This is a genomic window from Streptococcus taonis, from assembly GCF_029948085.1.
Taxonomy (GTDB): Bacteria; Bacillota; Bacilli; order Lactobacillales; family Streptococcaceae; genus Streptococcus; species Streptococcus taonis.
Genome location: NZ_JARZZP010000007.1, coordinates 42,552 through 67,647, shown reverse-complemented (window position 1 = coordinate 67,647; position 25,096 = coordinate 42,552). Strand labels below are relative to the sequence as shown.

The following is a 25,096-nucleotide window of genomic DNA, read 5'->3' as shown; positions in this document are numbered from 1 at the left end:
TTTAAAATCCCAAAAGAACCTTCTCCTTTAGGAGAGAAAGTTCTGATGAGCATTATTTATTTCACATGACTCGCTAACTCTTTTTGAGCTTTTTTGTTTGATTCAGCTTTTTCTTTGAGCCATTTTTCACGAGCTTCTTTGTACTCTTTGGTTGTTACAGTGTTAGCTTGCAATTGAAGATATTTGAAGTAAATATCTGAGCCTTTATCACCTGATTGAGTATAAGATTCTGAGAATGGTACTACGCGTGAAATAACTGGAGCAGCACCAGTAGACGACATAGCTGGAAGGAAGAGTGAGCTATCTGTCAACCAAGCTTGAGCTGCTGCATATTTCTCATAACGTTTGTTAAGATCACTTGTTTCACTAGCTGCATCATCAACTAATTTGTCGTAATCTTTCAAACCAACTTGAGCAACCGCTGGATTTGATGGATTATCATAGCCCATGTAGGTCTTAGTTGTTTCACTATTAGTTGATTTCAAGATATCAAGGTAAGTTGATGGATCATCATAGTCTGGATTCCATCCAACAGCACCTGAAAGGTCCCAATCTTCTGCTGCCGCACTAGCAGCGTAGTATGTGATATTGTGTAATTCATCCGTAGTGATTTGTTGGATATCGATAACTACATTATCTGTACCCAAAGCGGTCTCAACAGATTGTTTGAAGGACTGAATACGCGCAATGTAGTTCTTAGCAGTTTGGTCAACTGGAATATCCAAGTGGATTGGGAATTTTACGCCATCTGCTTCAAGGTCTTTTTTAGCTTTAGCTAATTCTGCTTTCGCTTTGTCTGCATTGTAAAGTCCATCTTGAGCATCTGCAAAGTTTACATCTTTCCACTCATCACCATAAGAAACAACTTTCTCAGTGACCAAGTCACCAAATGTTTTTTCACCTGCTGAAACAAATTCTGGTTTTACGAAGAGGTTACGAACAGCAAGTGCTGCTCCATCTTTACCATTAATCTGAGCCGAATATGCAGTGCGATCAAATGCAAAGTTCAAAGCTTGACGGAAATCTTTATTAAGAAGGGCTTTCTTAGTAGAAGTTTTTTCTTCGTCAGTTGTTTTTGAAGTATACTTATAGCTTTGGCGATCAATATTGACACCCAAACCAGCAACACCAGAACCTTGTGGGTTATAGTAGATATTATCTTTATATGTTTCTGCTACCTTAGAATAGTTCGAGCTAGTAGGGAAGAGACGGGCATAGCTGTATGCACCACTTGTAAAGTTACGCTCGATTGATTCTTGGTCCGAACCATCATAATAAGCAAGCGTTACAGTATCAATATGAACATTGTCTTTATCCCAATACTGTTCATTCTTCGCAAACTCGATAGAAGACTTAGCTGTCAATCCTTTAAGCAAGAACGGACCATTGTAAAGCAATGATGTTGGATCTGTCGCCTTACCAAAGTCTTTTCCTTTTGATTTTTCAAACTCTGCGTTCAAAGGCCAAAAAATTCCGTAAGACAGTTTAGAGTTCCAGTATGGTTCTGGTTGGTTCAATGTATATTGAAGAGTGTAATCATCGACTGCTTTAACACCTACTGCAGAGAAGTCTGTGTTGTTTCCTGACAAGTAGTCAGCCAATCCTTTAACAGAATTTTGTGCTAGGTAAAGGGCGGCTGATTTATTGTCGGCTGCGTGTTTCAAACCTGTAACAAAGTCATTTGCAGTTACTTCTGCATATTCTTCACCATCAGATGTGAACCATTTTACACCTTTACGAATTTTATACGTGTATGTTAAACCATCTTGAGATACTGACCAATCTTCAGCGACTGCAGGAGTAAGGTTACCATACTTATCATTCGTAAAGAGTCCATCGATACCGTTTGAAGTGGCAACTTTTGTACTTTGTTTACCAGAGATAAGGTAGTCCAATGTTTCTGGATCAGCAGTGTATACATAACCATATGCTTTTGGTGCTTCAGCATTTGATGATTTTGAAGAACCACAAGCTGCGAGAACGCCTGTTGCAAGTAGGGCAACCCCTGCTACCGCAAAAATCCGACCTTTTTTCATGTTTAGTTAACTCCTCTATTAAAATTAATGAGATACTGTTAATTATACCATAATCCCTTTCAAAAGTAAACGAATTTTCAGAATATTTTGTCGCATGCCTTTTTAAATCAGGAAAGCAGGATAACTTACATTTTCAGAAAAGAAACTATTGACGAGATTTAATTTAAAAGGTATAATAATAAAAGTTAAGGCGGTATAGCCAAGTGGTAAGGCACGGCTCTGCAAAAGCTTGATCGTCGGTTCAAATCCGTCTACCGCCTCTATATTATCAAAGGCTCCTACAGGGGTCTTTTCTTTTTTACTACTAGAAAAGCTTTATCAGTTCTACTCTGATAAAGCTTTTGTTTTATTCTGTTTCTTCTTCTGATTCGAGTGCTTGGATTTGAACCTTAAGCTTGGTTACACGTCCATTTTTGACTTTATCATTGGTTAGAGTGATATGCTTATTGCTACTTTCTAACTCATAGCTAAGTTTTTCTGATGTTGGAATAGTTCCCACGCCAGTCAAATAGTAACCAGCAATCGTATCTACATCGTCACTTTCAAGTTCAACATCGAAATAACTATTGAAGTCGTTCAAGTTCATCGTACCTTGAACAATATAGGTATTCTCACCAATAGTGTGAACATAGACTTCAGCTCGGTCAGTTTCATCATCAATCTCACCAACAATCTCCTCAAGGAGATCCTCCAACGTAACTAGACCAGCCATCCCTCCATACTCATCTAGTAGGATAGCCATCTGTCTTTGGGTATTTCTAAACTCTTTTAATAAATCATCCACAAAAATGGTCTCAGGTACAAAGAGTGGATCTTGTAAGATTCGCTTCCAGACAATATTGTCAAAACCGCTGGCAAAGGCTTCTTTAAGAAGACTCTTAGTATGAATCAATCCAATAACATTATCCTTATCTCCATCATAAACAGGAATACGAGAAAAGTTTTGTTTCAAGATACTTTGGATAATGGTTTGAGTGTCATCTTGAATATCTACCATGAAAGCATCGGTTCGAGGAACCATGACTTCACGTGCCATGAGCTCGTCTAGCGAGAAAATCCCTTGTAACATTTCAATTTCATCAGCATCCAAGGTTTCTTCACTCTTAGACAACATGTACTCAATCTCATCACGAGTCATTTTTTCATCTGCATCGTCAAATGTCATCGGTGTCAATTGACTCAAGAGATTAGTTGACGCCGAGAGCATCCAAACGAAGGGACTCACAATCTTACCAAGAGCAATAATAAACGGTACTGTTCGGATAGCCAAGGCATCCTTAAGATTTAGAGCAATTCGCTTAGGATAAAGTTCGCCAAAAACAATAGAAATATAGGTCAAGAAAGCTAATGATAAGAAGCTAGCTACCGCATAGGCAGTCTCGCTATTTCCCATCCAAGAGGCGATCAACTCTCCAAGTGAATCTGCTAGTTTAGCCCCTGACAAGATCGTAATTAAGGTGATACCAACTTGAATGGTTGATAAAAAGTGATTCGGGTTTTCAAGTACCTTTAGTAAACGGATATAGCGTTTATCTCCCTCCTCAGCTTTTTGCTCAACACGTGAACGACTAAGTGAAACCATGGCCATTTCTGTTGCAGAGAAAAAGGCATTTAAAAAGGTCAAAACAACTAATAAAACAAATTGCAGTAACAAATCCTGACTGCTCGGGTCTTCCATTTTCCTTCTCCTAAAAAGTATAATTGAAACTATTATACCATATTTTCCAATTTCTACACATTAATTTTCAATTTCTATGATAAAGGGTCGCTGAATAGAGAACTGCAATCCCAGTCCCGACGCCCTAGTTCAAGCCTTGTAAATTTTCAAAAAAGCTCTTTAAAATCAGAAGAGCAAAAAACAACCAATCGTGTCAACAGTTCATGACTAATAAAAAACGAGGTTGGGATTTTCCCTCAACCTCTTGATCAATTAGTTGTTTTTTGTGACTGTGACCTCACCTGTTCGGTAATCTAACTGAATTCCCTTTTGGACATTTGGAATAACGACATTAAACTCCAATTCTCCATCAGAGGACTTAGCTTCAATCTGCGATGCAGACGGCACCAAGTCTTCCTCAGACGCATAGAGCAACGTCACACGGTAACGCACTCGTTTATTCTGATCTAGGGCTTTTCGAACCAAACTCTCATAGTAGTTTTGGCCTGTGGAATCTTCTGCACGCGCTTGGTTGGCCCAAGCTGTCTGTACGGCAATATTTTTAGGATTGCTGGTAGAAGCATCGAAGCCATCTAAACCACCTATCAAGGCATAGCCTAACAAGTGTCCTCTATCGACCGCATGGTTATAGCTTCCTTTTAGATTCTTAACCTGATGCCAACCCGCAGGCGTCCAAGATGTTGAACCATTGCCAGTTTCTTCACGGTCCTTGTACTGCCTTGTTGCTTTTGACATGATCGCATTCGCTACTGTGGGAACTGTCTCTCCTCCTACAGTTTTTGTCTTGTTATCTGCATAGGGTTTGCTTGAAACCTTAGCATCCAGATTGGTTTTATTGTTATTGACGATAAAGGCTCCTGCGCTATTCCACTCTAGAGTACCCTTGATTTGTTTTTTAACCGAATCTGTTAGGACACTTTCAGCCAGTTCTTTACTTGGAGTATCCGACGATTGTGATTTTTGTTTTGCTTGTGTTTGTGGTGCAGTGTTGGAAGACTGCATTTGTTTAATATAGTAGCTTCCTGCTGACAAGAGCAAAAAGAGCAAGAGGCCAATTAGGGCCTGCCTTGTTTTTTTATTCATATTTTCTCCTTGTACTCTTCGAAAATCTCTTCAAACCACGTCAGCGTCCATCTGCAACCTCAAAGCAGTGCTTTGAGCTGACTTCGTCAGTTCTATCCACAACCTCAAAACTGTGTTTTGAGCAGCCTGCGGCTAGCTTCCTAGTTTGCTCTTTGATTTTCATTGAGTATTACATTCACTTCCTAGAAAAAGACTGGTCTCCCAGTCTATTTTCCTGTAAATTTTGCGATGAGTTCTTGCCATTTTGCTGGTGCTAAAATAGCCCAAGGATCTTGACCTTTTCCTAGAATACCATAGCCAATCATCAAACCAATAGCAAGAGCTAAGAATCCTAATAGTAGTACTACAATTACTAGGATAAAGCGACGTAAGACATATTTGGATCGTTTATTCATCTTCATCAGCTTCCACACTTACCCGTTCAATCTTAGCTCCTAACTGGGCTAATTTTTCATGAAAACGGTAATAACCTCTATCTAAATGGACAAGCTTTCCTACAACTGTTTCGCCTTCAGCTACCAAGCCTGTCAAAATCAAGGCTGCACTGGCACGTAAGTCTGTCGATAGAACTTCTGCACCTTGGAGAGGCTGTCCTCCGACGATACGGGCTGTATCACGGATGATTTCAGAGTGCAAGCCCATACGACGCATTTCCTCTAAATGTTGAAAACGATTCTCAAATACAGTCTCTACCATAGTTGACTCACCTTGAGCAACGGTCATTAGAGCAGTGAACTGCGCTTGCATATCTGTCGGAAATCCTGGATGTGGAAGTGTCTTAACGTGAACAGCCTTTAATTTTTCACGTTGAGAACGAATACGAATTCCTTCGTCCTCATCGATGACTTCAACACCCATTTCCTGTAATTTAGCAATCAAGGGGCGATTATGTTCCCAGATAGCATCCAGAATCAAGACATCTCCACCTGTAATGGCAGCTGCTACCATGAAGGTTCCTGCTTCAATACGGTCTTGCACAACATTGTGGGTTGCGCCGTGTAGTTGTTCAACACCAGTAATGGTAATAGTTTCTGTTCCTGCCCCCTTGACTTTGGCACCCATTTTATTTAGGAGAACAGCCAAGTCGACAATCTCAGGTTCACGCGCAGCATTTTCAATGACAGTTACGCCGTTAGCAAGAGTTGCTGCCATCATCAAGTTTTGAGTAGCTCCAACACTAGGGAAGTCCATGTAAATGTGAGCTCCGTGCAAGCGTTCTGCCTTAGCTTCAATATAACCAGCCGTTTGGGTGATCTCAGCCCCCATTGCTTCGAGTCCTTTTAGGTGAAGGTCTATCGGACGACTACCGATAGTACAGCCACCTGGCATCGAAACTTTAGCATGTCCCACACGAGCCAAGATTGGCCCCAATACTACAATAGAAGCACGCATCTTGCTGACATACTTATAGGGGGCTTCTTCTGTGATATCTCCAGTCGCATCAACTTCAACAATATGTGCTTCTTGATCAAAGTCTACTTTCGCATTTAATCCACGAACCACCTGATTCATGGTAAAAACATCCGATAAAATAGGAACATTTTTTAAGACTGTTTTTCCTTCACTTGCTAAAATAGTTGCTGCAAGCAGTGGCAACACTGCATTTTTTGCGCCCTCGATGGTGACACTTCCAACCAAACGATTATCGCCACCTTGAACTACAATTTTTTCCATAGAGTATTTTCCTTCACTTACAATTTTAGAATAGTGTTCTAACTGCTTCTTGCCAAAGTTGGTAGAGATTTAGGAAAAAGGAACTAATCAGATATCCTAAACCGATACTACACAATACTACCAAGAGTCGAACCTTCTTCGCATTATCCTTTGTCACCTTCAAAATTTGATCCCATCTGACCAAATCTTTCAAGAGTTGAAAGACTAGGTAGACAAAAAACATATGACTACTAAGGGTAAAAAACAATTGAATCATTTGCCTATTATACCATCTTCTTTTTTTCTACGCTAGTTTAGGGATTCGCCTACTGTTTAGGGATTGTTTTTTAAATAGTCAATCGCATCTTGAAGCGTTTTGACTGGAACGATTTTCATGTCTGTTTTAATCATTTGAGCTGCTTCTAGAGCTGTGTCATAGTTACTCTTGGCATTTGGATTTGCCTTTTTAGCTTCCTCAGTTACTGGATTGTTAGGAGCAAAGAATACAGTAGCTCCCTTTTTAGCTGCGGCAACCACTTTTTTATCAATTCCGCCAATGTCACCTACGTTACCATCTCTATCGATACTTCCTGTACCGGCAATAATCCGTCCATTTCGAAGAGTAGGGTCTGCAATTTGCGTGTAGATGGATAAACTAAACATCATCCCAGCACTAGGACCACCAATGCCAGCAGTTGAAAACTTGATTGGTACATCACTAGATACTTCAGTACGGTCAATCAAACCGATTCCGATACCATTCTTCCCATTTTCTAGAGTAATGATCTTTCCTTCGGCAGTTTTGACTTTTCCATCCTCCTCATAAGTAACCTTCACCTGATCACCTAGAGTCTGAGAATTAACGTAGTCCACCATCTCCTTGGAGCTCTCAAAAGTTTTATCATTCACCGCTGTTACGGTGTCAGCAATATTGAGAACCCCTTTGAAAGTCGAGTTATCTGTTACAGTCAAAACATAGACACCCAGATATTTGAGCTCTATTTCCTTACCCGCCGTCTTCAGACCTTGATATTTGGCCATGTTTTGCGAAGTTTCCATGTAAAACTGGTTGATTCGCATAAATTCCGCATCTGATGAACCACCCGTCATCTCTTTGGCACTATGTATGTCGGTGAAAGGTGTTAGCCAGGCATAGACTAAGTCAACCATTCTAGCGTGCTTAACTCCAACCGTCACAAATTGGTAGGAACCTTCCTCTTGGTCAGGTTGGTTATTAACTTGTAAGACCTTTCGAATATCTTCAGAAGTTCCTGGTACCTCGATATAATAAGGCAGGGGCACTGTAAAAGCGATAAAAGTGATAATGAGCCCAATAATGAGATATAAGGGCCATCTAGTTTTTTTCTTCATTGTTTAACTCCTCTAGGACAGCATTTGGTACATACCCGCTGATATCTTGACCAAATTTCAATAGTTCTCTCACAGCCGAAGAGCTGATGTAAACATGCTCCGGCCGACTGTGAAGGTAGATTGTCTCCATTTCTCCTGCTAGTTGATGGTTGTAAAAATCAAAACTAGCTTCATACTGAAGATCTGTTGCATTACGCAAGCCACGCACCAAGACCTCTGCACCTAATCTTCTAGCAACATCAACGACTAATTCATCGTGAGAAGCTATCACTTCCACATTTTTGAGATGTCCCACTGCTTTTTCAACAGTCTTCTTTCGACTCTCTATCGGTAAAAATCCCATTTTGTGTGGATTATAAAAAATTCCCACATACAATTGATCAAAGAGCTTACTTGCACGCTCAATGAGATCCAAATGTCCATTGGTCATCGGATCAAAGGAACCTGTAAATAGCCCAATCTTATCTGACATAAACCGTCACCTTACTAATTCCATATATTTTTTCCTTCCAGATACCCAAACAGGCGATTTCTTCTGGAAGTTCTACTGATTTATCTGTTTCGCAAACCACCATGACATCCTCTGAAAAAAGATTTCTCTCCGCCATTTTTTCAATATCTGACACGATTTGTTCTTTTGCATATGGAGGGTCCAAGAAAATAAGATCAAAGACACCATCCACTTGCTCCAATGCGCGACTGGATTCCATTTTCAATAATTGAAATTTAGAGGTTTCCTTGGTCATCCGAATATTTTCTGCGACTATATTCTGGGCTCGGCGATCCTTCTCGACCAGAACGGCACTGGACATCCCTCTTGAGACTGCTTCGATGGATAGACCACCACTGCCAGCATAAAGATCTAGCACTCGCCCACCTTCAAAGTAGGGACCAATCATATTAAAAATAGCGCCCCTTACCTTATCTGAAGTAGGTCGAGTTGTTTTACCGTCCAGCGTCTTTAAAGGACGCCCTCCGTAGATACCTGATACGATTTTCATACCGTATATTATACCAAATTCTTATCAAAAAAAGAAAATCGAACCTTACGGCTCGATTGATTAAAGAATATTTTCGTAGGTGTCTCTCACTTCTTGTGGCCAAACACTGGTTTGGACTTCACCGATGTGCTTCTTACGAAGCAGGAACATAGCCATACGAGATTGGCCAATTCCTCCACCAATTGTCAATGGGAAGAGGCCGTTTAAGAGAGCTTTGTGCCACTCCAAAGAAAGGCGGTCTTCGTCTCCTGTGATAGCTACTTGGCGACGGAGGGTGTCTTCATCGACACGAATGCCCATTGAAGACAATTCAAAGGCTGCACCCAAATTATCATTCCAAACAAGGATGTCCCCATTCAAGCCATGATAGCCATTTTCAGATTCAGTTGTCCAGTCATCATAGTCTGGTGCACGTCCATCATGAGGTTTTCCATCTGACAATTCTCCACCGATACCAATTAGGAAGACCGCACCGAACTCCTTACAGATAGCATTTTCACGTTCTTTTGGTGTCAAGTCTGGGTAGCGTTCTACCAACTCTTCTGTATGGATAAAGGTAATTTGCTTAGGCAAAATTGACTCAATATCATAGCGTGCTTCTACTGCTAACTCTGTCAAACGAATCGCCTTATAAATCTTTTCTACCGTTTCTTTAAGATAGGCAAGATTGCGCTGTCCGTTTGGAATAACTTTTTCCCAGTCCCACTGGTCTACATAGACTGAGTGAGTCGCATCTAGTGAATCTTCGTCTGGACGAAGGGCCTTCATGTGAACAAAGAGGCCTTCACCCTCGCCAAAACCAAAACGGGCCAAGGTATGGCGCTTCCACTTAGCAAGCGAATGTACCACCTCATAAGATTCATCTGGAATTTGCAAAACCTTAACAGAAACTGGATGTTCAATCCCTGAAAGGTTATCCTGCATCCCGTCCCCAACTTTACTCAAGATTGGACCCTGCACTTCTACAACTTCTAACTTATCTTTCAAATACTGGGTAAAGGTATTTTTTACAAAGGAAATTTCTTCCTGTTGATGGATAAAACTTTTCTTCATACATCTCTCCTTTTGAATAATAAGATGATTATACCCTTTTGCTAGTAAAAATAAAAGTAAAAATTTAAAAAAGAGCTCATTTGAGCTCTAAAAGTATTAATCGTCACTTCCAAAGATACGCAAGAAGCTAAGAAAAAGGTTGATAAAGTCAAGGTAGAGGCTAAGCGCCAAAGAAATTGCCCAACCTGTAGCGACTTGACCATTTGATTCTTCATAAACATAGCGAATCTTTTGGTTATCCCAAGCAATCAAACCTGCAAAAACAAGAACCATGACTATACTGATAATGTAGTCAAAGAGACCACTGTTTAAAAATACATTGACAATCATAGCTAAAATGAAACCTACCAAGGCTGCAATCAAAGCACGCCCGATACCACTCAAGTCCTTTTTAATCACAACTCCGACAATTGCCATGACAAAGAAAAGGGCAGCGCTGGAAATGAAAGCCGTTAGAACCGTTCCTGGTAGATAGAGCGACACGATGAAACTCAGTGAAAAACCGTTCACTACTGAATAGATGAGAAACATCGGAAGAGCTGCTGGGCTATTTTTATAAGCCATATTACTGGCTGCAATTACAAGAGCAACTTCAACTACTCCTGTCACGATTAGCCATATGCGGGCATTAAGCATCAACTGAACAAGAAGGTCTTGGAAGGTTGTTAACATCAAGGCTGAAACAAGTGCAGATAAGGCGATCCCAATTCCTACAAAAGCATAAACTTTTGCATAAAATTGATTCAAACCTGAACGTTCTTGAATAATTGTTTGATTCATATCTTTTTCTCCTTATGAAATCTTTTTACTGATTATAACAAAAATCAAATCATTTAACTCAAATAAAACATGAGTATACCTGCAGCAATGGCGACATTGAGGCTTTCTGCCTGCCCTTTCATGCTGATGTGGACCAATTGATCTGCCTGGTCTGTCATGAATGGACTAATGCCTTGACCTTCATTCCCCATGACTAAGACAAAATCTTCTAACCGAGTCAGTTCACGATAATCTTTAGAGTTTTGTGATAAGGTGGTTGCCAGAATTGGTAAACCGCTCTTTTTAGCTTGTTCCACAAACCCTTCGACAGACATGCGATAAATCGGCAAATGGAAATGACTGCCTTGCATGGAGCGAAGCGTTTTGAGGCTATAGATATCTGCTGACTTGCTGGAAACGATGACTCCAGAAAAACCTGCTGCATCTGCCGTCCGAATCATGGTCCCAACATTTCCAGGATCCTGCACATCTTCTAAGAAAAGATATTTCCCCCGACTCAAATCTGGTAACTGCTCATCCTCCTTTTGAACAATGGCAACAATGCCCTGAGGCGTTTGAGAATCTGCTAAATCGAGCAAGATTTCTTCTGTCACAAGGACAGTCTGAGGATAGTCTACTAATTTTTCACCATACTCTGCGAGAGCAAAAATTTTCTCAATCTTTGCACCAGCTTGAATAGCTTCTTCAAACAGATGCCATCCCTCAATCAGATATGAGGTTTTCCGATATTTTTTTCGATGTAATTTTTTGGCATTTTTTACCACAGAATTGGCTTTAGAGGTTATAATAGTCATAGAAATATTATAACACAATCAAGGAGTTTTGGTATGCAAAAGGTTAAAATGATCGCCCAAGGTCGCGTCCAAGGAGTGGGCTTCCGCTGGGGTGTCTATACCCTAGCTCTAGAACTAGGTGGCATTACGGGTCGTGTCTGGAATAACGATGACGGAACCGTTGAAATCCTTGCCCAAGCAGAATCTTCAGCCATCATGGCCAAGTTTATCCAAGAGATCCGAAAAGGCCCTACCCCATTCTCTAAAGTAACCTATCTTGATGTTCAATTGAGTAACTTTCCATCTTATTCAGACTTCAAAATCGCAAATTAGGTCTCCAGAACTATTGTATATTTTCTAAAAAAACAGTAGAATAGAAAGGTATAATTTTTAAAGAAGGAATAAAAACAGTGAAATCAATTAAACGAATCGCTCTCTCAGTCATGGGAGTGACTATGCTATTAGTCTTAACGGGTTGTGTCCAGGTTGATAAATCAACAGGACTCCCAACTGGACCTGTTTGGGATTTCTTGGGTGCTCCGATGGGAGAAGCTATCAAATACTTCGCCAATGATCAAGGCCTCGGTTTCGGTGTTGGAATCATCATCGTAACCATTATCGTCCGCTTGATTATCCTCCCACTTGGTATCTACCAATCATGGAAGGCAACCCTCCACTCTGAAAAGATGAACGCTCTCAAGCATGTCCTTGAGCCACATCAGACTCGCCTGAAAGAAGCAACAACTCAAGAAGAAAAATTAGAAGCTCAACAAGCTCTCTTTGCTGCTCAAAAAGAGCACGGCATCAGCATGTTTGGCGGCGTGGGATGTTTCCCTATCCTCATTCAAATGCCTTTCTTCTCTGCTATCTACTTTGCTGCCCAACATACTGAAGGAGTTGCCCAAGCAAGCTACCTAGGAATTCCTCTAGGCTCACCTAGTATGATTTTGGTTGCCTTTGCTGGTATCCTTTACTATCTTCAATCACTCCTTTCTCTTCATGGAGTTGAGGATGAAACTCAAAGAGAACAAATCAAGAAGATGCTCTATATGAGCCCTCTCATGATTGTCGTGTTCTCTGTCTTCTCACCAGCCAGCGTTACACTTTACTGGGTTGTCGGTGGTTTCATGATGATTCTTCAACAATTTATCATCAACTACATCGTTCGTCCAAAACTTCGTAAAAAAGTACGTGAAGAATTTGCTAAGAACCCACCAAAAGCAAGCAAAACTTCAAGCACTCGTAAAGATGTAACCCCTGAACCAGCAACAGCTATCACAACTTCTAACAAGAAGAAAAACAAAAAACGCAATGCTGGAAAACAACATTCTAAATAAAAAATAAAAGGCTTAGCTTAAATGCTGAGCCTTTTCTATAGTCAAAAAGAGGCCGAGAAAAAATCCCGACCTCTTCTTTCATTTTATCCATGTACACGTTTCATGTAATCTTGATAGCTTTCTGTATCCATCAATTCCTTAGCGTTTTTGACACGATCTGCTGTTGGAGGTTTAACTCCTTCAAGGGAATATGGAATCCCAAGTTCACGCCATTTGAACTCACCCATAGTGTGATAAGGCAAGATTTCAAACTTATCAACATTTTTGAGAGTTTTTACAAACTTACCAAGTTCAATCAAATCTTCATCGCGGTCTGTCAATCCAGGTACAAGAACGTGACGAATCCAAACAGGTTTACCGATTTCTGACAAGTACTGGGCACAAGCCAAGATGTTTTTATTGGTTTGACTGGTTACAATCTTGTGTTGTGCTTCGTTGATTTCCTTGATATCAAGGAGAACCAAGTCTGTCACGGCCATTAACTTGTTGAACTTTTCTAGATAGCGTGGTTTGTTACGGAATGGAAGGGCACAAGTATCCAAGGTACAGTGGATACCTTTTTCTTTTGCCTTAGTAAAGAGAGCAATCAAGAAATCAATCTGCAAGAGGGCTTCTCCTCCGCTGACTGTGATACCTCCCTTGTCTCCCCAGAAACCACGATAACGAAGCGCTTCTTCTAGAACATCATCTACTGTTCGTACACGAGATTTATTGGTTTCCATAGCCCAAGTATCAGGGTTATGGCAGTATTGGCAACGCATCTGACAGCCTTGCAAAAAGACAATAAAACGAATTCCAGGGCCATCTACCGCCCCAAAACTCTCTGTCGAATGCACCATTCCTGTCACTTGTCCATAGTCAATTATTTCCTCAGACATATCGTTACCTTCCTTGAAAACGTTTTATAGTCTTTATTATACCATGACTGAAAAGAAAAACCACAGATTTTGCCTATTTTTTAGAAAACAATCTGTTTTTCACTTTCAACTTTCATGATTTTCAAAATATTTATTAATCCTTGTCAAAGTCAAACCCATAGAGAGTCGCAAAATAGTCCTCTGGTCGCTCTGCTCTACGGATTAGTCGAGCACCACCGTCCTCTGTATAGAGAATCTCTGCCGAACGAAGTTTAGCATTGTACTGGTAGCCCATAGAGAAGCCATGGGCACCTGTATCATGAATGACTAACAAATCACCAATTTCTGTTTGAGGTAGTTCACGATTAACTGCAAACTTATCGTTGTTTTCACAAAGAGAGCCAACAACATCAACTACTTCAGTCTGACCATCAGGATGCATCATATTAGTAATGTGGTGGTAAGCACCGTACATAGCTGGTCTCATCAGGTTAACAGCTGACGCATCTACTCCTAGATAAGTACGGTAGGTTTTCTTTTTATGAGTTACTTTTGTGACTAAAATTCCATGAGGTGCCAACATAAAGCGTCCTAGTTCTGTAAAGATCTTAACTTGACTAAGACCTGCTGGTGTCAAAACCTCTTCATAAACCTGACGAACTCCCTCACCAATCAAAGCGATGTCATTAGGCTCTTGATCTGGGCGATAGTTAACTCCGATACCTCCAGAAAGGTTGATAAAGTCCAGTGAAATACCTAACTTTTCCTTGATTTCTACTGCCAATTCAAAAAGCTGACGTGCTAATTCTGGATAGTAGAGATGGGTCACTGTATTGGAAGCTAGGAAGGAATGAATCCCAAAGGTTTTAGCTCCCTTTTCCTTCAAGATGGCAAAGGCTTCAAAAAGCTGTTCCTTAGTCATCCCGAACTTAGCTTCACCAGGATTATCCATAATGTCCGTACCCAGTTCAAATACGCCACCAGGATTGTAACGGCAAGAGATGATTTCTGGGATGCCTGCTGCACGTTCCAAATGCTCGATATCTTCAAAGGCATCTAAATTAATCGTCGCACCTAATTCACGAGCATAGGCATATTCTCTATCTGGAGTATTATTAGATGAGAACATCATATCGGAACCTGCAAATCCTAGTTTATGACTCATTAAGAGTTCGACATAACTAGAACAATCCACTCCACATCCTTCTTCTTGCAAAATCTTCAAGATAGCTGGTGTTGGGGTTGCTTTAACTGCGAAGTATTCTTTAAAGCCCTTATTCCAAGAAAAGGCTTTGTTTACTGCGCGTGCTTTCTCACGAATCCCTTTTTCATCGTAAAGATGGAACGGGGTTGGAAACTCCTCAACAATCTTTTCTAAGGCATCACGTTTAATAAATGGTGTTTTCATAGGACTCCTTCATATTCATTATCAAAGAAAGGCTGGGACGAAAGTTCCAACCTTTGTATTTCAAGTCAATTCTTATTTTTCTGTATCGAAGATATTTCCAACTTCAACAGCAATTTGTTGGTTCTTCACATCAATATTTGTGACTCTCAAGAGTGACTTGTAGTCGAACTGTTGTTCACGGTCTTCCTGTGCATTATCAGCAAAGACAGCTACACCAGCCAACTCTGAATCAAACTCAGACAAGAGGCTAATCATCCCGTTAATGGTTCCTCCACCCTTCAAGAAGTCATCGACGATTAAGACACGACTTCCTGCTTTGAGGCTACGTTTTGAAAGGAACATCTTTTCGATACGGTCACTAGAACCTGAAACATAGTTGACACTAACAGTTGAACCTTCAGTGATTTTCAAGTCGCGACGGACAATGACAAATGGTACGTTGAGGACATTTGCCACTGCATTTGCGAGCGGAACCCCTTTGGTCGCAACAGTCATAACGGCATCAATCTTCTGATCCATAAAGCTCTTGGCAATAATGCGACCGATGTTTTTCAAAATAGCTGGAGTGCTCAATAGGTCAGATAAATAAATGTAGCCACCTGGAAGAATACGGTCACTCTCTGAAAGTTTATCACGAAGCTCTTCGATAATCGCTTTAGACTCAAGGGTAGAGATCGATGGTGTAAAAATAACACCACCACCAGCACCTGTCACCGTTTGAATATGACCGATTTCAATTTCTTCGAAAGCACGCTTAATGATGACGATATCTTCAGAAATAGACGATTTGGCAGATTCATACTTTTCCGCAAAAGTGTTGAGACTGGTTAATTTGTATGGATTGTTAATCAAGTAATTGGAAATGACAACCATCCGATCACTTCTTCTTAATTTCATTATATTTTTACCATTCTTTTTTATTTAGTCTTTTTCTCATTATATCACACTAAAGCAAAAAAACGAACTTTATTGCCTAAATAAAGTTCATTTTTTTAGTTTCTAGTCTAATTTCGGCTTGTAGAAGGAACGATTGTCCATAGCAAAGACTTTATTAGTCATTTCTCCCTCATCAACAAGGGCCAGAGCTGTTGTCATCATCATCATGCTGGCATCCAAATTATCAATCATATGAATAATTTCTGCTTCCATCACTCGAGGACGAACTGGACTACCATACTCAAGGAGACCATGGTGACTGAGAATGACATGGCGAAGAAGTACAACTTCTTCTCTGGTATCATCAACGCCAAGTTCCATTACCGCTTTGGTAATTTCGCTATCAATCAGAGCGATATGACCGATAAGATTTCCTCTTACTGTGTACTCTGTCTGGTCAGGACCTGTCAACTCGATAACCTTGGCAAGGTCGTGCAACATAATTCCCGCATAGAGCAAACTCTTATTGAGCTGAGGATAAATATCTGCAATTGCTTCTGCCAAACGAACCATAGTGGCAGTATGATAAGCAAGACCTGTTTCAAAAGCATGATGGTTGGTCTTAGCAGCTGGATAGGAGTAGAATTCCTTGTCATACTTGGTGTAGAGATTCCGAACAATTCGCTGCCAAATTGGATTTTCAATTTTGAAAATCATCTGCGCCATATACTCACGAATCTCTTTGGCATCTACTGGAGATTTAACCTTGAAGTCCGCTGGGTCATTTGGTTCGCCAGGTTGTGGTAAGCGAAGGGTGATTTGATTAACCTGAGGCGTATTGTTGTACACTTCACGACGACCTTGCATATGGACTACTTTCCCTGCTGTAAAGGTTTCAACATTGTGGGGTTGAGCATCCCAGAGCTTCCCTTCGATTTCTCCACTATCATCTTGGAAGGTGAAGGCTAGGTAGTTTTTCCCAGCCCGTGTCTGTCTCAGGTCAGCTGACTTGATCAGGTAAAAGCCTTCAAAAAGCTCATCTTTCTTCATGTGACTAATCTTCATATTCTTCCTCATCTTCTTGGAATTGGAGCAAATCAAGCGCAGGCTCACCTTCTGATAACTCAATGTGACGAAGCGTTCGCTCGATAGCTGTAGTACGACGGTTTAATAAATCATCAATATTGCCAGAGGCATGTTGGAGATGCTTTTGTGCCTTAACCAGAATCCCACCAAACTTGCCAAACTCGGTTTTGACACTAGCAAGGGTTTTACTGATATGGTCAGCACTCTTTTGGATATTGAGAGTTTTGAAGCCAACCGATAGAGAATTGAGTAGGGCTGATAAGGTACTTGGACCTGCAACGATAATTTGCTCCTCCCGTCTCAAATCATCAAAGAAAATTGGATTGCGAACAATTTCTGAATAGAGACCTTCTGTCGGAACAAACAAGACTCCAAAATTAGTTGTCCGAGGTGGCGCCAGGTACTTACTCTTGATATCCTTGGCAAAACGCTTGACGCTTGCTAAGAGAGACTTACGGCAGCGTTCGATTTCATCCTTATCACCTGCTTCATAGGCTTCTTCCAGACGGTAATAATCCGCCAGGGGAAACTTAGAATCAATCGGTAGATAGACATATTCCTGGTCACCTTGCCCAGGTAACTTGATGGCGTATTCCACACGTTCACTAGAATTTTCAACCGTTGCAAATTCTCGTTCATACTGGGCAGGTGTCATGATATCTTCAATAATCTGCCCCAGTTGTAATTCACCCAGAATTCCTCGGGTCTTGGTTCCAGAAAGAACTTTATTTAGCGCACCGACATCTCGCGCAACAGTTTGCATTTCACCCAGACCTCGATTGACAGATTCCAGTTGTTTAGAAACCGTTTCGAAGGAGGCCTGCAAGCGTGTCTGCAAGGTCTTTTCTAGCTTTTCCTCGACCGTTTGGCGCATCTGTTCCAAGCGTTGCTCATTTGATTCCTGCAAGGCTTGGAGGCGTTGGTCAGTCTTATCTCTGGTTTGGAGGAGGTTCTCATTCATCTCCTGCCGAACCTGAGTCAGACCTTGGTGCAATTCAATCCGCACCTCCTGCAAACGGTCACTGACAGCCACTTCTAAGTCCTTTTGATCTAGCTGACTAGCTTGTCTAGCTTGTTCAAAGCGATAATCCAACTGATCCGAAAGATTGTCAGCCTGATCTTCCAAGCTCTTGGTCAGATATTTCTCCTGCTTGTCCTGCCTTTGCCAAATAAGAAAGAGGCCGGCTAAATTAGCAACTAATAAAACAACAAGTAAACTTTCCATCCTACCTCCTGTCCATACTATGCAGCACAACCACATAGCCATCTGGGCAAGTCACTGACACTTCCCTATCTATATATTCGTTAGAAGCGTAAACTTTCTTAAAGAAAAAATTCTCCTCTGTCAGTTCATACTTGGCACCGAGTATTGTCAAACGACTATCCCTCACAGGCATAAAAGCAAGGTAATCATAGTCTGAACGTGGTTCAAGTTGACTGGTTCCTTCTGGACAGTAACGAATCAAATTTTGTCCATCCTCAATCTCTATCTGACGCATGTAGGGCGTCAATTTAGGATTGCTAGGCAGAAAGACATTAGCCAACATATGATCAATACGACCACCTAGGGCACCAAAAATGGTCACCTGAGCTTGAGGATTTTTTTCAAAAATCGTTAAAAGTGCTAGTTCCAGATCGGTATCATCTTTTTCTGGCTGGGCTTGAACAAAGTGCTGGGCACGTTTTTGAATCAACTGACGTTCTTCTACAGTCACAGAATCAAAATCCCCAACTGCAAGAGCAAGAGGAAGTTTTTTCTCTAGTACCCAAAGCGAGCCTCGATCCACACCGACATAGCAATCAAAATCTGTTCGATAGTGACCACGGTCTCCACCAGCAAAAACTGCAACTCTAGTCCAGTTCTTTTCTGAGAGCTTGCACTCGTTCATTGACATCTCCCTTAAAGACATAGGATCCTGCTACAAAAACTGTTGCACCAGCTTCTTTGGCTTGAGCAATAGTTTTATCATCAATCCCACCATCAACTTCGATTTCAAAGTTTAAGCCCTTCTCCTCACGAAGTGCCACCAACTCACGTATCTTATCCATGGTTTCTGGCAGAAATGCTTGCCCACCGAAGCCAGGATTCACTGTCATGACCAAGACTTGATCAACTAAGTGAAGCACATGCTTGATAGACTCAACAGGTGTACCAGGATTGATGACTACCGAAGGTTTGACACCGAGAGAACGAATCTTTTGAAGAGCGCCATGGATATGAGGTGTTGCCTCAACATGGATGCTGATGATATCCGCTCCTGCACGCGCAAAATCCTCTAAATGATGTTCGGGATTTGATACCATCAAGTGGCAGTCAAAGACCATCTTGCTGTGGGGACGAAGAGCCTCGACCACACCTGCACCAAAACTGATTTGTGGCACAAAGTGACCATCCATGATATCGATATGGGCGTATTCTGCACCAGTTGCTTCTAGGCGTTTAATTTCACGTTCAAAGTTGGCATAATCTGCTGCCAGAATTGACGGAGCAATCTTGTATTGAGACATAGGTTTCTCCTTATTTTGGAATTTTTTTGCTGACTTTTTTGTAGGTTTCTCTACGATTTTCAATTTCACTGAGGAATTGCAAATAGTTGTCAAAACGGAAGGTAGCAATGATGCCCTCTTCTACTGCTGGTTTCACTGAGCAAGATGGCTCATGGGTATGAGTACATGTACGGAACTTGCAGTCTCGGCTGACAGAGGCAATCTCTGGAAAGGCTAGATTAAGGTCTTCTGCTGTTGTTACTTCGTAATCCAGCGATGAAAAACCTGGTGTGTCTGCAATCTTACCACCATTGAGATTGTAAAAACTAACCGCTCGAGTGGTGTGACGACCGCGACCCAGACTATCAGAGATTTCTCCTGTTTCGAGATTGAGATCTGGTGCGATTTTATTGAGGAGGGTTGACTTCCCAACACCTGTCTGCCCCATGAAGACCGTAACTTTATCTGTCAACAAGGGCAAGAGTTCCTCTTTACTCGTCACAAAATCGTAACCAATAGCACGATAGGTTTGCTGGTAAAAATCCAGTTCTCCCCCATCTTCCAGTAAGTCCATTTTGGAAATATAGACGATAGGATGAATGTCCTTGTGCTCCAAAAGGACCAAGAAGCGATCCAGCAAGTTGCTATTAAAGTCAGGTTCTTTGACGGACATGATAACCACAGCTTGGTCAATATTGACAATGGGTGGGCGAACCAGACTATTTTTTCGTTCATGAATCTTGAGAATATAGCCTTCGGAATTTTCCTCCGCAGAAAAATCTACCCAGTCTCCAACATAGGGCGTATGACCTTTTTTACGGAAATTCCCACGCGCGCGTGTCTGATAGACCTGACCCTCACTTTCCACATAGTAGAAGCCCGCCAAGGCTTTAATAATTTGTCCCTGCATCTTAGAGTCCTTGTCCTTTAAGCGCATCTGCTAGACTGGCAAATTCTTCTAAGCCAAGAGCTTCACCGCGTACACTTGGGGATAGTCCGGCCTGGTCCAAAGCCTTAGTCAATTTATCCTTGACTTCTTCAGTCTTGCCAAAGTAACCTGTCAAGTTATTCCACAAGGTCTTACGACGATGGGTGAAACTAGCCTTGGAAACCTTAAAGAAGAAGTTCTCGTCTGTTACTGCTACAGCAGGTTCTGGACGACGTACCATTTTCAGGATAGCTGAGTCCACATTTGGTGCTGGCACAAAGACAGTACGAGGCACGATAAAGGCAACTTTGGCCGTCATGTAATACTGCACGGCAATCGACAAGCTACCATATGCCTTGGTATTTGGTTGAGCAGAGATACGATCTGCCACTTCTCTTTGCATCATAACCACAAACTCACTAAAAGGAATGCCACTCTCAATCAAGTGCATGAGAATAGGGGTCGTGATGTAATAAGGCAAGTTTGCCACTACCTTGATGGGTAAGTCAGGATTTTTGAAATTCTGGATATGTTGCGCTAGGTCAACTTTTAGAATGTCTTCGTTAACTACGGTCACATTGTCAAAATCCCGCAAGGTATCAGCTAAAATTGGTACCAAGCGGTGGTCAATCTCAAAAGCCATGACTTGAGCTGCACGCTCAGCCAGAAACTCTGTCAAGGCACCAATACCTGGCCCGATTTCGATAACATTAACCTGGCCATCAATCTCAGCCGTATCCACAATTTTTTGAAGAATATTGGTATCGGTCAGGAAATTTTGCCCGAAGGACTTTTTAAAGGTAAAACCGTGACGCTCCAGCACTGCCTTGGTCACGCTATAATCTGCAATTCTCATTTATTCTCTTTTCTATTTATTAGCTAAAAATAATATATAAAACCCACATAATTCCTAGTGCCAACAAAATCCAAAACACTAAAAGAACACGAGGCTTGTTCCCTTTTGAATCAGATCCAGTCATATCAAGCATTTTCTTATCTTCTTGGGGGTTCGTTTTCTTCAGTTCATTCTGATAGGCAACCGAATCTAGAATATTGTCTTCTGGCAATAATTCTGAAGCATAATAGTCAGGAAAGCCCATAGCAAGACCAATTAAGTTCTCTTCTGTCAAAGAAAAATCTAAATCTTTGGGTTGATTTTCCCGAATAGCCCGGATATTTTTTAACAGTTTATCAGCGACTACAGACACTTGGTCCATAAAAACAACATCTAAAAGATCAAATCCGAGCACATCACCATCTTTTACGTTTGCAAGAATATAACGAATAAAGGCATCATATAGTTGCACGGATTGCGGGGCATTCTTTTCTAAAAAAGATCGGTTTTTGAGGGCATTCTGCTGGAATTTTTCAATAGAAAGCAAGATATCTACATTCTGCTCTTGGTAAAATCTTTCTGCTTGCTCTTCATCTTCTTCCAGTTTTTCTGCTGTTTCCCAGAGAGCAATAGGAGATTTTAAATCTTCTTCATCCCAAAACAATTGCCAAAAATAGGGTATTATGTAAATTCCCTCTGTTAGAATACGAGCTTCATCTTCGTTTTTTAAGTAAATATAAGTTCTATTTGCCATATCATTTCCTTTCACAATCTTTGAAAAAGGTTAGTGGTTCAAGTAGGATGTAGATAAAACTATATAGTTTCCTAATGTAAAGAAACTCTCTAATCTTTAGCTCTGCCTTCTAGTTCCTCACTGAGCTCTTGCATCTCTTTAAAAGCTGTTAGACTAACATAGGCACCCGCTTCATAGTATTCCGTTGGATTAATGGCATAGTCAAAAACTTCAATCATGCCTCCCGCTTCTTCAATCATGCCATTCCATTTTTCGTCAAAGACCATTCGCAGACGTTTCCAATCGGTAAATACCGGCACAGAATTTCTGCCATCTTTTCCTTCTTTGACTGGAATGTTGAAACTAGAATCTTTTTCTAAAACGAAGGAATTTCCTTCCTGACTATCGCCCTTAAATTCCGAAGCCGCATCTAGAGGAATTAGGAATTTAGCTTTCGGCATAGCTTCTGAAAAGAACTTATAATAGAGCTTATAAATTACTTCTTCATCTTCTGTAGTCGGGCTATCCAATTGTCCCATCAACAACATCCATCTTACTAGGTCAGGATTCATTACAGGAACTTGTATTTCTGGCAAATTAGAATAATCTGGTTTTTGAACCAAGGCCGAGGCACTGATGCTAACTTCCTTGGAATTAAAGATTGCTCCCAAGGCACCATTTAAGTAAAAGGCTGTTCCAAGGAAATTCTCAATCCCTTTTTTATCTTCCCTATTTTCAATCAGTTTTACGACAGAGTTTGGTCGACTATCAATGGTTTCCTTGAATTGGCGATACCAAGATGGTGTCAAAAGCATGATCATGGGATCCGTACAGAGATACCCCTCTTCTCCCCTGTCATAGGTTGTTGAGAAAAGATAAGGTTCGCCTGTTTTTTCCGAATAAACTGCATAAACTGAATCTGCTGCTAACAACTTATCCTTGACAATTTCTGCTAGACGCTCCAACTTGCGGGTGTTAGCTTGATAGCTTTCTTCACTTTCAGTTTCCTGATTTTGACGGCATTTCCATAAAAAGAGACGTAAAATCTCTACACTGTCATCAAGGCTAGCAGCCAAATAGTCTTCATTTGTTAATTGGCCCTCTTGGATGGCTACAAATGCACGGTAAAGAGCATCTGAATAGCTAGATAATTTTTGTTCTTCCTCGACACCTGAACTAAAGAACACACTTCCTTTTTTCAGTTTATCCAAAGAAGGAATCCTATCAACCACTAGATGCGCGAGAACTTCATCAGTTAGACTATCTGCATCTTTGTTTTGACTGCTGAGTTTTTTAACCTCTACACTACCAAGACTTTCCATTCCTTGGTCGGGATTGCAAAATTGCAACTGATCTCCAACCTTGATACTACCTTCTAGACTCCCAACAATCAATAATTGATTCGTTTCCTTCATCGGGAACAAATCTAAAACTCCAATACATGCATTGTTTTTAGATTTTTCTCTTTCTTTCTGTGCTTCAGTTATTTCAGTTTCCTCTGCAGTTTCCATCTTTTTTAAAAAATCAAAGATTCCCATAACTTCTCCTCATTATCTCCAAGCAAGATTAATCCCGTGGAGCACTTTTCTAATGCTTGCTATCAAGCCTGATTAAACCGTATATGCTTACTTCTATTGTATCATATTCCCCCTACATTTTGGGACGGTTTCTCAATTCTCATACGATTTCATGGCATCTTCAACTTCAGCTAAACTGATGCCAAATAATTCCAAACGCTTGAGAAGTTGTTTCCCATTGGAATAACCAATACGAAGATTCTCTCCTAGATATTCTCTGCGTTTTCGACTATCTGCTCCAGCCAAAAATCCCAATCGAATCAAGTCACTACGGCTAATATCAAAGTCACTTTCCGCTTCAAATTGCTCTGTGACTTGTTCCAGCGCTGTTTTTAGATCTTCATAGCTGGCATGTTCGATTCCTAGGGAACGTCCTTTGGTCTTGGACTTAGGAACTGCCTCATCACGTTTGAGAAAAGCGTGTTGTACTGATGGAACAGCTGTCATAATCATCCGACGAATGCGTTCCCCATTAAAGTCAGGATCAGTAAAGACAATCACTCCATGACGTTGGTGTAGACGTTGGATTCGTTCAAGATCTTGCTCATTGATAGCAGAGCCACGAGTCTCATAGGTCTCCACATCAAAATAACGTTTGAGATTGGCCGTATCATCACGCCCTTCGACTACGATGACTTGGGAAATTTTCTTTTTCATGATTTACGTTCCAGTCCAAAAATTCGTTCCGCATTTGCACTTGTCGCAGCAGCTAATTCTTCTATCGACACGCCACGCAAATCTGCAATAAAGTCCACTACATAGCGCGTGTAAGCTGTCTTATTTTCGCGACCACGCTTGGGAACGGGTGCCAAGTAAGGCGCATCTGTCTCTACCAAAATCTTATCCAAAGGCAAGTCTTTGGCCGCCTCTTGAATGTCTGTCGCTTTTTTAAAGGTCACCACTCCAGAAAAGGAAATAGTCATACCCAGATCCACAAACTTTTCAGCCCATTCCAGAGAACCTGAGAAGGAGTGCATGATGCCACCACGGGGACCGACTCCCTCACTTTTGATAATTTCATAGGTATCTTCTAGCGCATCACGGGTATGGACCACAAAAGGCAAGTCCAGTTCCTTAGATAGCTGAATCTGACGACGGAAAACTTGCTCCTGCACTTCTTTAGGGGCTGTCATCCAGTGATAGTCCAAACCAATCTCACCCAAGGCAACCACTTTAGGATGTTTGAGCTTGTCCAACAGGTATTTCTCAACGTCTTCTGTATAAGTCCCTGCTTCTGTTGGATGCCATCCAATTGTCGCATAGAGTTGGTCATACTTGTCCACTAATTCTAGAGCACGCTCAATGGTCGGTTTGTCAAAACCAACAATATTCATCCGAGTCACACCCATTTCAGCTGCTAAGGCTATTTCTTCTGCTTCTCTTCCTGAAAATTCTTCCACATTCAAGTGGGTATGTGTATCAAAAATCATGTATATTCCCTCGTTTTTTCTACCTTCTATTATACCAAAAAACTGCTCTCATCCTTATAGGAAAAAATATTTTAAAATCACTCACTTTTTCTTGACGACTTATTTTCATAGCAG

27 protein-coding genes and 1 tRNA gene are annotated in these 25,096 nt (G+C 41.1%); 3 read left to right on the top strand and 25 right to left on the bottom strand.

Translation table 11 applies throughout. The features are described from left to right. Positions 1 to 56: 56 nt before the first annotated feature. Entirely contained in the window at positions 57 to 2,036 is a 1,980-nt protein-coding gene (locus QEZ38_RS05165; RefSeq protein WP_281335228.1) for a peptide ABC transporter substrate-binding protein, read from the bottom strand. A 189-nt stretch (positions 2,037 to 2,225) separates the two neighbouring features. On the opposite strand from QEZ38_RS05165, the gene QEZ38_RS05160 reads away from it, so the two are divergent. After that, a tRNA-Cys gene (locus tag QEZ38_RS05160) sits at positions 2,226 to 2,296 on the top strand. An 86-nt stretch (positions 2,297 to 2,382) separates the two neighbouring features. Here QEZ38_RS05160 and QEZ38_RS05155 read toward each other — a convergent pair. The 11 genes from QEZ38_RS05155 to QEZ38_RS05105 form a co-directional block, all read right to left on the bottom strand. Then, positions 2,383 to 3,714, bottom strand: a complete 1,332-nt coding sequence (locus QEZ38_RS05155; RefSeq protein ID WP_281335227.1) for a hemolysin family protein — start codon at positions 3,712 to 3,714, stop codon at positions 2,383 to 2,385. 252 nt (positions 3,715 to 3,966) lie between these two features. Beyond that, positions 3,967 to 4,797: a DNA/RNA non-specific endonuclease gene (locus QEZ38_RS05150; protein ID WP_281335226.1), complete on the bottom strand. Its 831-nt coding sequence runs from the start codon at positions 4,795 to 4,797 to the stop codon at positions 3,967 to 3,969. Positions 4,798 to 5,003: 206 nt separating this feature from the next. Then, entirely contained in the window at positions 5,004 to 5,198 is a 195-nt protein-coding gene (locus QEZ38_RS05145) for a DNA-directed RNA polymerase subunit beta (RefSeq protein WP_080979309.1), read from the bottom strand. After that, positions 5,185 to 6,471: a UDP-N-acetylglucosamine 1-carboxyvinyltransferase gene (murA, locus tag QEZ38_RS05140; RefSeq protein ID WP_070460789.1), complete on the bottom strand. Its 1,287-nt coding sequence runs from the start codon at positions 6,469 to 6,471 to the stop codon at positions 5,185 to 5,187. The genes QEZ38_RS05145 and murA overlap by 14 nt, the downstream gene beginning before the upstream one ends. A gap of 25 nt (positions 6,472 to 6,496) precedes the next feature. Further along, positions 6,497 to 6,727, bottom strand: coding sequence for a DUF1146 family protein (locus QEZ38_RS05135; RefSeq protein ID WP_000615324.1), 231 nt, complete (start codon positions 6,725 to 6,727; stop codon positions 6,497 to 6,499). Between the two features lie 56 nt (positions 6,728 to 6,783). After that, positions 6,784 to 7,821: a SepM family pheromone-processing serine protease gene (locus QEZ38_RS05130; protein ID WP_281335225.1), complete on the bottom strand. Its 1,038-nt coding sequence runs from the start codon at positions 7,819 to 7,821 to the stop codon at positions 6,784 to 6,786. Then, complete coding sequence (gene coaD / locus QEZ38_RS05125) at positions 7,805 to 8,293, bottom strand: pantetheine-phosphate adenylyltransferase (RefSeq protein WP_281335224.1); 489 nt, start codon at positions 8,291 to 8,293, stop codon at positions 7,805 to 7,807. The genes QEZ38_RS05130 and coaD overlap by 17 nt, the downstream gene beginning before the upstream one ends. After that, complete coding sequence (rsmD, locus tag QEZ38_RS05120; RefSeq protein ID WP_045762698.1) at positions 8,283 to 8,822, bottom strand: 16S rRNA (guanine(966)-N(2))-methyltransferase RsmD; 540 nt, start codon at positions 8,820 to 8,822, stop codon at positions 8,283 to 8,285. Before rsmD ends, coaD begins: the two co-directional genes overlap by 11 nt. Positions 8,823 to 8,882: 60 nt before the next feature. Further along, entirely contained in the window at positions 8,883 to 9,875 is a 993-nt protein-coding gene (gene asnA, locus QEZ38_RS05115) for an aspartate--ammonia ligase (protein ID WP_281335223.1), read from the bottom strand. Between the two features lie 96 nt (positions 9,876 to 9,971). Further along, positions 9,972 to 10,655, bottom strand: a complete 684-nt coding sequence (locus QEZ38_RS05110; protein ID WP_281335222.1) for a Bax inhibitor-1/YccA family protein — start codon at positions 10,653 to 10,655, stop codon at positions 9,972 to 9,974. A gap of 53 nt (positions 10,656 to 10,708) precedes the next feature. Continuing rightward, the gene (locus QEZ38_RS05105) at positions 10,709 to 11,449 is read right to left on the bottom strand and encodes a TrmH family RNA methyltransferase (RefSeq protein WP_281335221.1); all 741 of its coding nucleotides are present in this window, start codon (positions 11,447 to 11,449) and stop codon (positions 10,709 to 10,711) included. Positions 11,450 to 11,482: 33 nt separating this feature from the next. On the opposite strand from QEZ38_RS05105, the gene QEZ38_RS05100 reads away from it, so the two are divergent. Together QEZ38_RS05100 and yidC are read left to right on the top strand one after the other, a co-directional pair. After that, complete coding sequence (locus QEZ38_RS05100; RefSeq protein WP_248035179.1) at positions 11,483 to 11,761, top strand: acylphosphatase; 279 nt, start codon at positions 11,483 to 11,485, stop codon at positions 11,759 to 11,761. Positions 11,762 to 11,838: 77 nt separating this feature from the next. Continuing rightward, entirely contained in the window at positions 11,839 to 12,765 is a 927-nt protein-coding gene (yidC, locus tag QEZ38_RS05095) for a membrane protein insertase YidC (RefSeq protein ID WP_248035181.1), read from the top strand. 83 nt (positions 12,766 to 12,848) lie between these two features. Here yidC and pflA read toward each other — a convergent pair whose 3' ends face one another. The 13 genes from pflA to QEZ38_RS05030 all read right to left on the bottom strand — a co-directional run bounded on the left by pflA (position 12,849) and on the right by QEZ38_RS05030 (position 24,982). After that, positions 12,849 to 13,643: a pyruvate formate-lyase-activating protein gene (gene pflA, locus QEZ38_RS05090; RefSeq protein ID WP_001287990.1), complete on the bottom strand. Its 795-nt coding sequence runs from the start codon at positions 13,641 to 13,643 to the stop codon at positions 12,849 to 12,851. A 133-nt stretch (positions 13,644 to 13,776) separates the two neighbouring features. Then, positions 13,777 to 15,030: a diaminopimelate decarboxylase gene (locus QEZ38_RS05085; RefSeq protein ID WP_153225131.1), complete on the bottom strand. Its 1,254-nt coding sequence runs from the start codon at positions 15,028 to 15,030 to the stop codon at positions 13,777 to 13,779. 72 nt (positions 15,031 to 15,102) lie between these two features. Then, on the bottom strand, positions 15,103 to 15,927 hold the full coding sequence (purR, locus tag QEZ38_RS05080; RefSeq protein WP_045762704.1) for a pur operon repressor: 825 nt from the start codon (positions 15,925 to 15,927) through the stop codon (positions 15,103 to 15,105). A 102-nt stretch (positions 15,928 to 16,029) separates the two neighbouring features. Next, positions 16,030 to 16,971, bottom strand: a complete 942-nt coding sequence (locus QEZ38_RS05075; protein ID WP_248035183.1) for a 3'-5' exoribonuclease YhaM family protein — start codon at positions 16,969 to 16,971, stop codon at positions 16,030 to 16,032. Next, on the bottom strand, positions 16,961 to 18,217 hold the full coding sequence (locus QEZ38_RS05070; RefSeq protein ID WP_281335220.1) for a DNA recombination protein RmuC: 1,257 nt from the start codon (positions 18,215 to 18,217) through the stop codon (positions 16,961 to 16,963). Before QEZ38_RS05070 ends, QEZ38_RS05075 begins: the two co-directional genes overlap by 11 nt. 1 nt (position 18,218) lies before the next feature. Further along, positions 18,219 to 18,881, bottom strand: coding sequence for a thiamine diphosphokinase (locus QEZ38_RS05065; protein ID WP_281335219.1), 663 nt, complete (start codon positions 18,879 to 18,881; stop codon positions 18,219 to 18,221). Continuing rightward, positions 18,844 to 19,500 (bottom strand): ribulose-phosphate 3-epimerase, encoded by a 657-nt coding sequence (rpe, locus tag QEZ38_RS05060; protein WP_049509630.1) that lies wholly within the window; start codon positions 19,498 to 19,500, stop codon positions 18,844 to 18,846. Before rpe ends, QEZ38_RS05065 begins: the two co-directional genes overlap by 38 nt. 10 nt (positions 19,501 to 19,510) lie before the next feature. Beyond that, on the bottom strand, positions 19,511 to 20,389 hold the full coding sequence (gene rsgA, locus QEZ38_RS05055) for a ribosome small subunit-dependent GTPase A (RefSeq protein WP_281335218.1): 879 nt from the start codon (positions 20,387 to 20,389) through the stop codon (positions 19,511 to 19,513). 1 nt (position 20,390) lies between these two features. After that, on the bottom strand, positions 20,391 to 21,263 hold the full coding sequence (gene rsmA, locus QEZ38_RS05050; protein WP_281335217.1) for a 16S rRNA (adenine(1518)-N(6)/adenine(1519)-N(6))-dimethyltransferase RsmA: 873 nt from the start codon (positions 21,261 to 21,263) through the stop codon (positions 20,391 to 20,393). Positions 21,264 to 21,282: 19 nt separating this feature from the next. Beyond that, positions 21,283 to 21,996, bottom strand: a complete 714-nt coding sequence (locus QEZ38_RS05045; protein WP_281335216.1) for a dimethyladenosine transferase — start codon at positions 21,994 to 21,996, stop codon at positions 21,283 to 21,285. Positions 21,997 to 22,085: 89 nt separating this feature from the next. Continuing rightward, positions 22,086 to 23,513, bottom strand: a complete 1,428-nt coding sequence (locus tag QEZ38_RS05040; RefSeq protein ID WP_281335215.1) for an SseB family protein — start codon at positions 23,511 to 23,513, stop codon at positions 22,086 to 22,088. 132 nt (positions 23,514 to 23,645) lie between these two features. Beyond that, positions 23,646 to 24,209: a ribonuclease M5 gene (gene rnmV / locus QEZ38_RS05035; RefSeq protein ID WP_281335214.1), complete on the bottom strand. Its 564-nt coding sequence runs from the start codon at positions 24,207 to 24,209 to the stop codon at positions 23,646 to 23,648. After that, positions 24,206 to 24,982: a TatD family hydrolase gene (locus tag QEZ38_RS05030; RefSeq protein ID WP_281335213.1), complete on the bottom strand. Its 777-nt coding sequence runs from the start codon at positions 24,980 to 24,982 to the stop codon at positions 24,206 to 24,208. The genes rnmV and QEZ38_RS05030 overlap by 4 nt, the downstream gene beginning before the upstream one ends. Between the last annotated feature and the right edge of the window lie 114 nt (positions 24,983 to 25,096).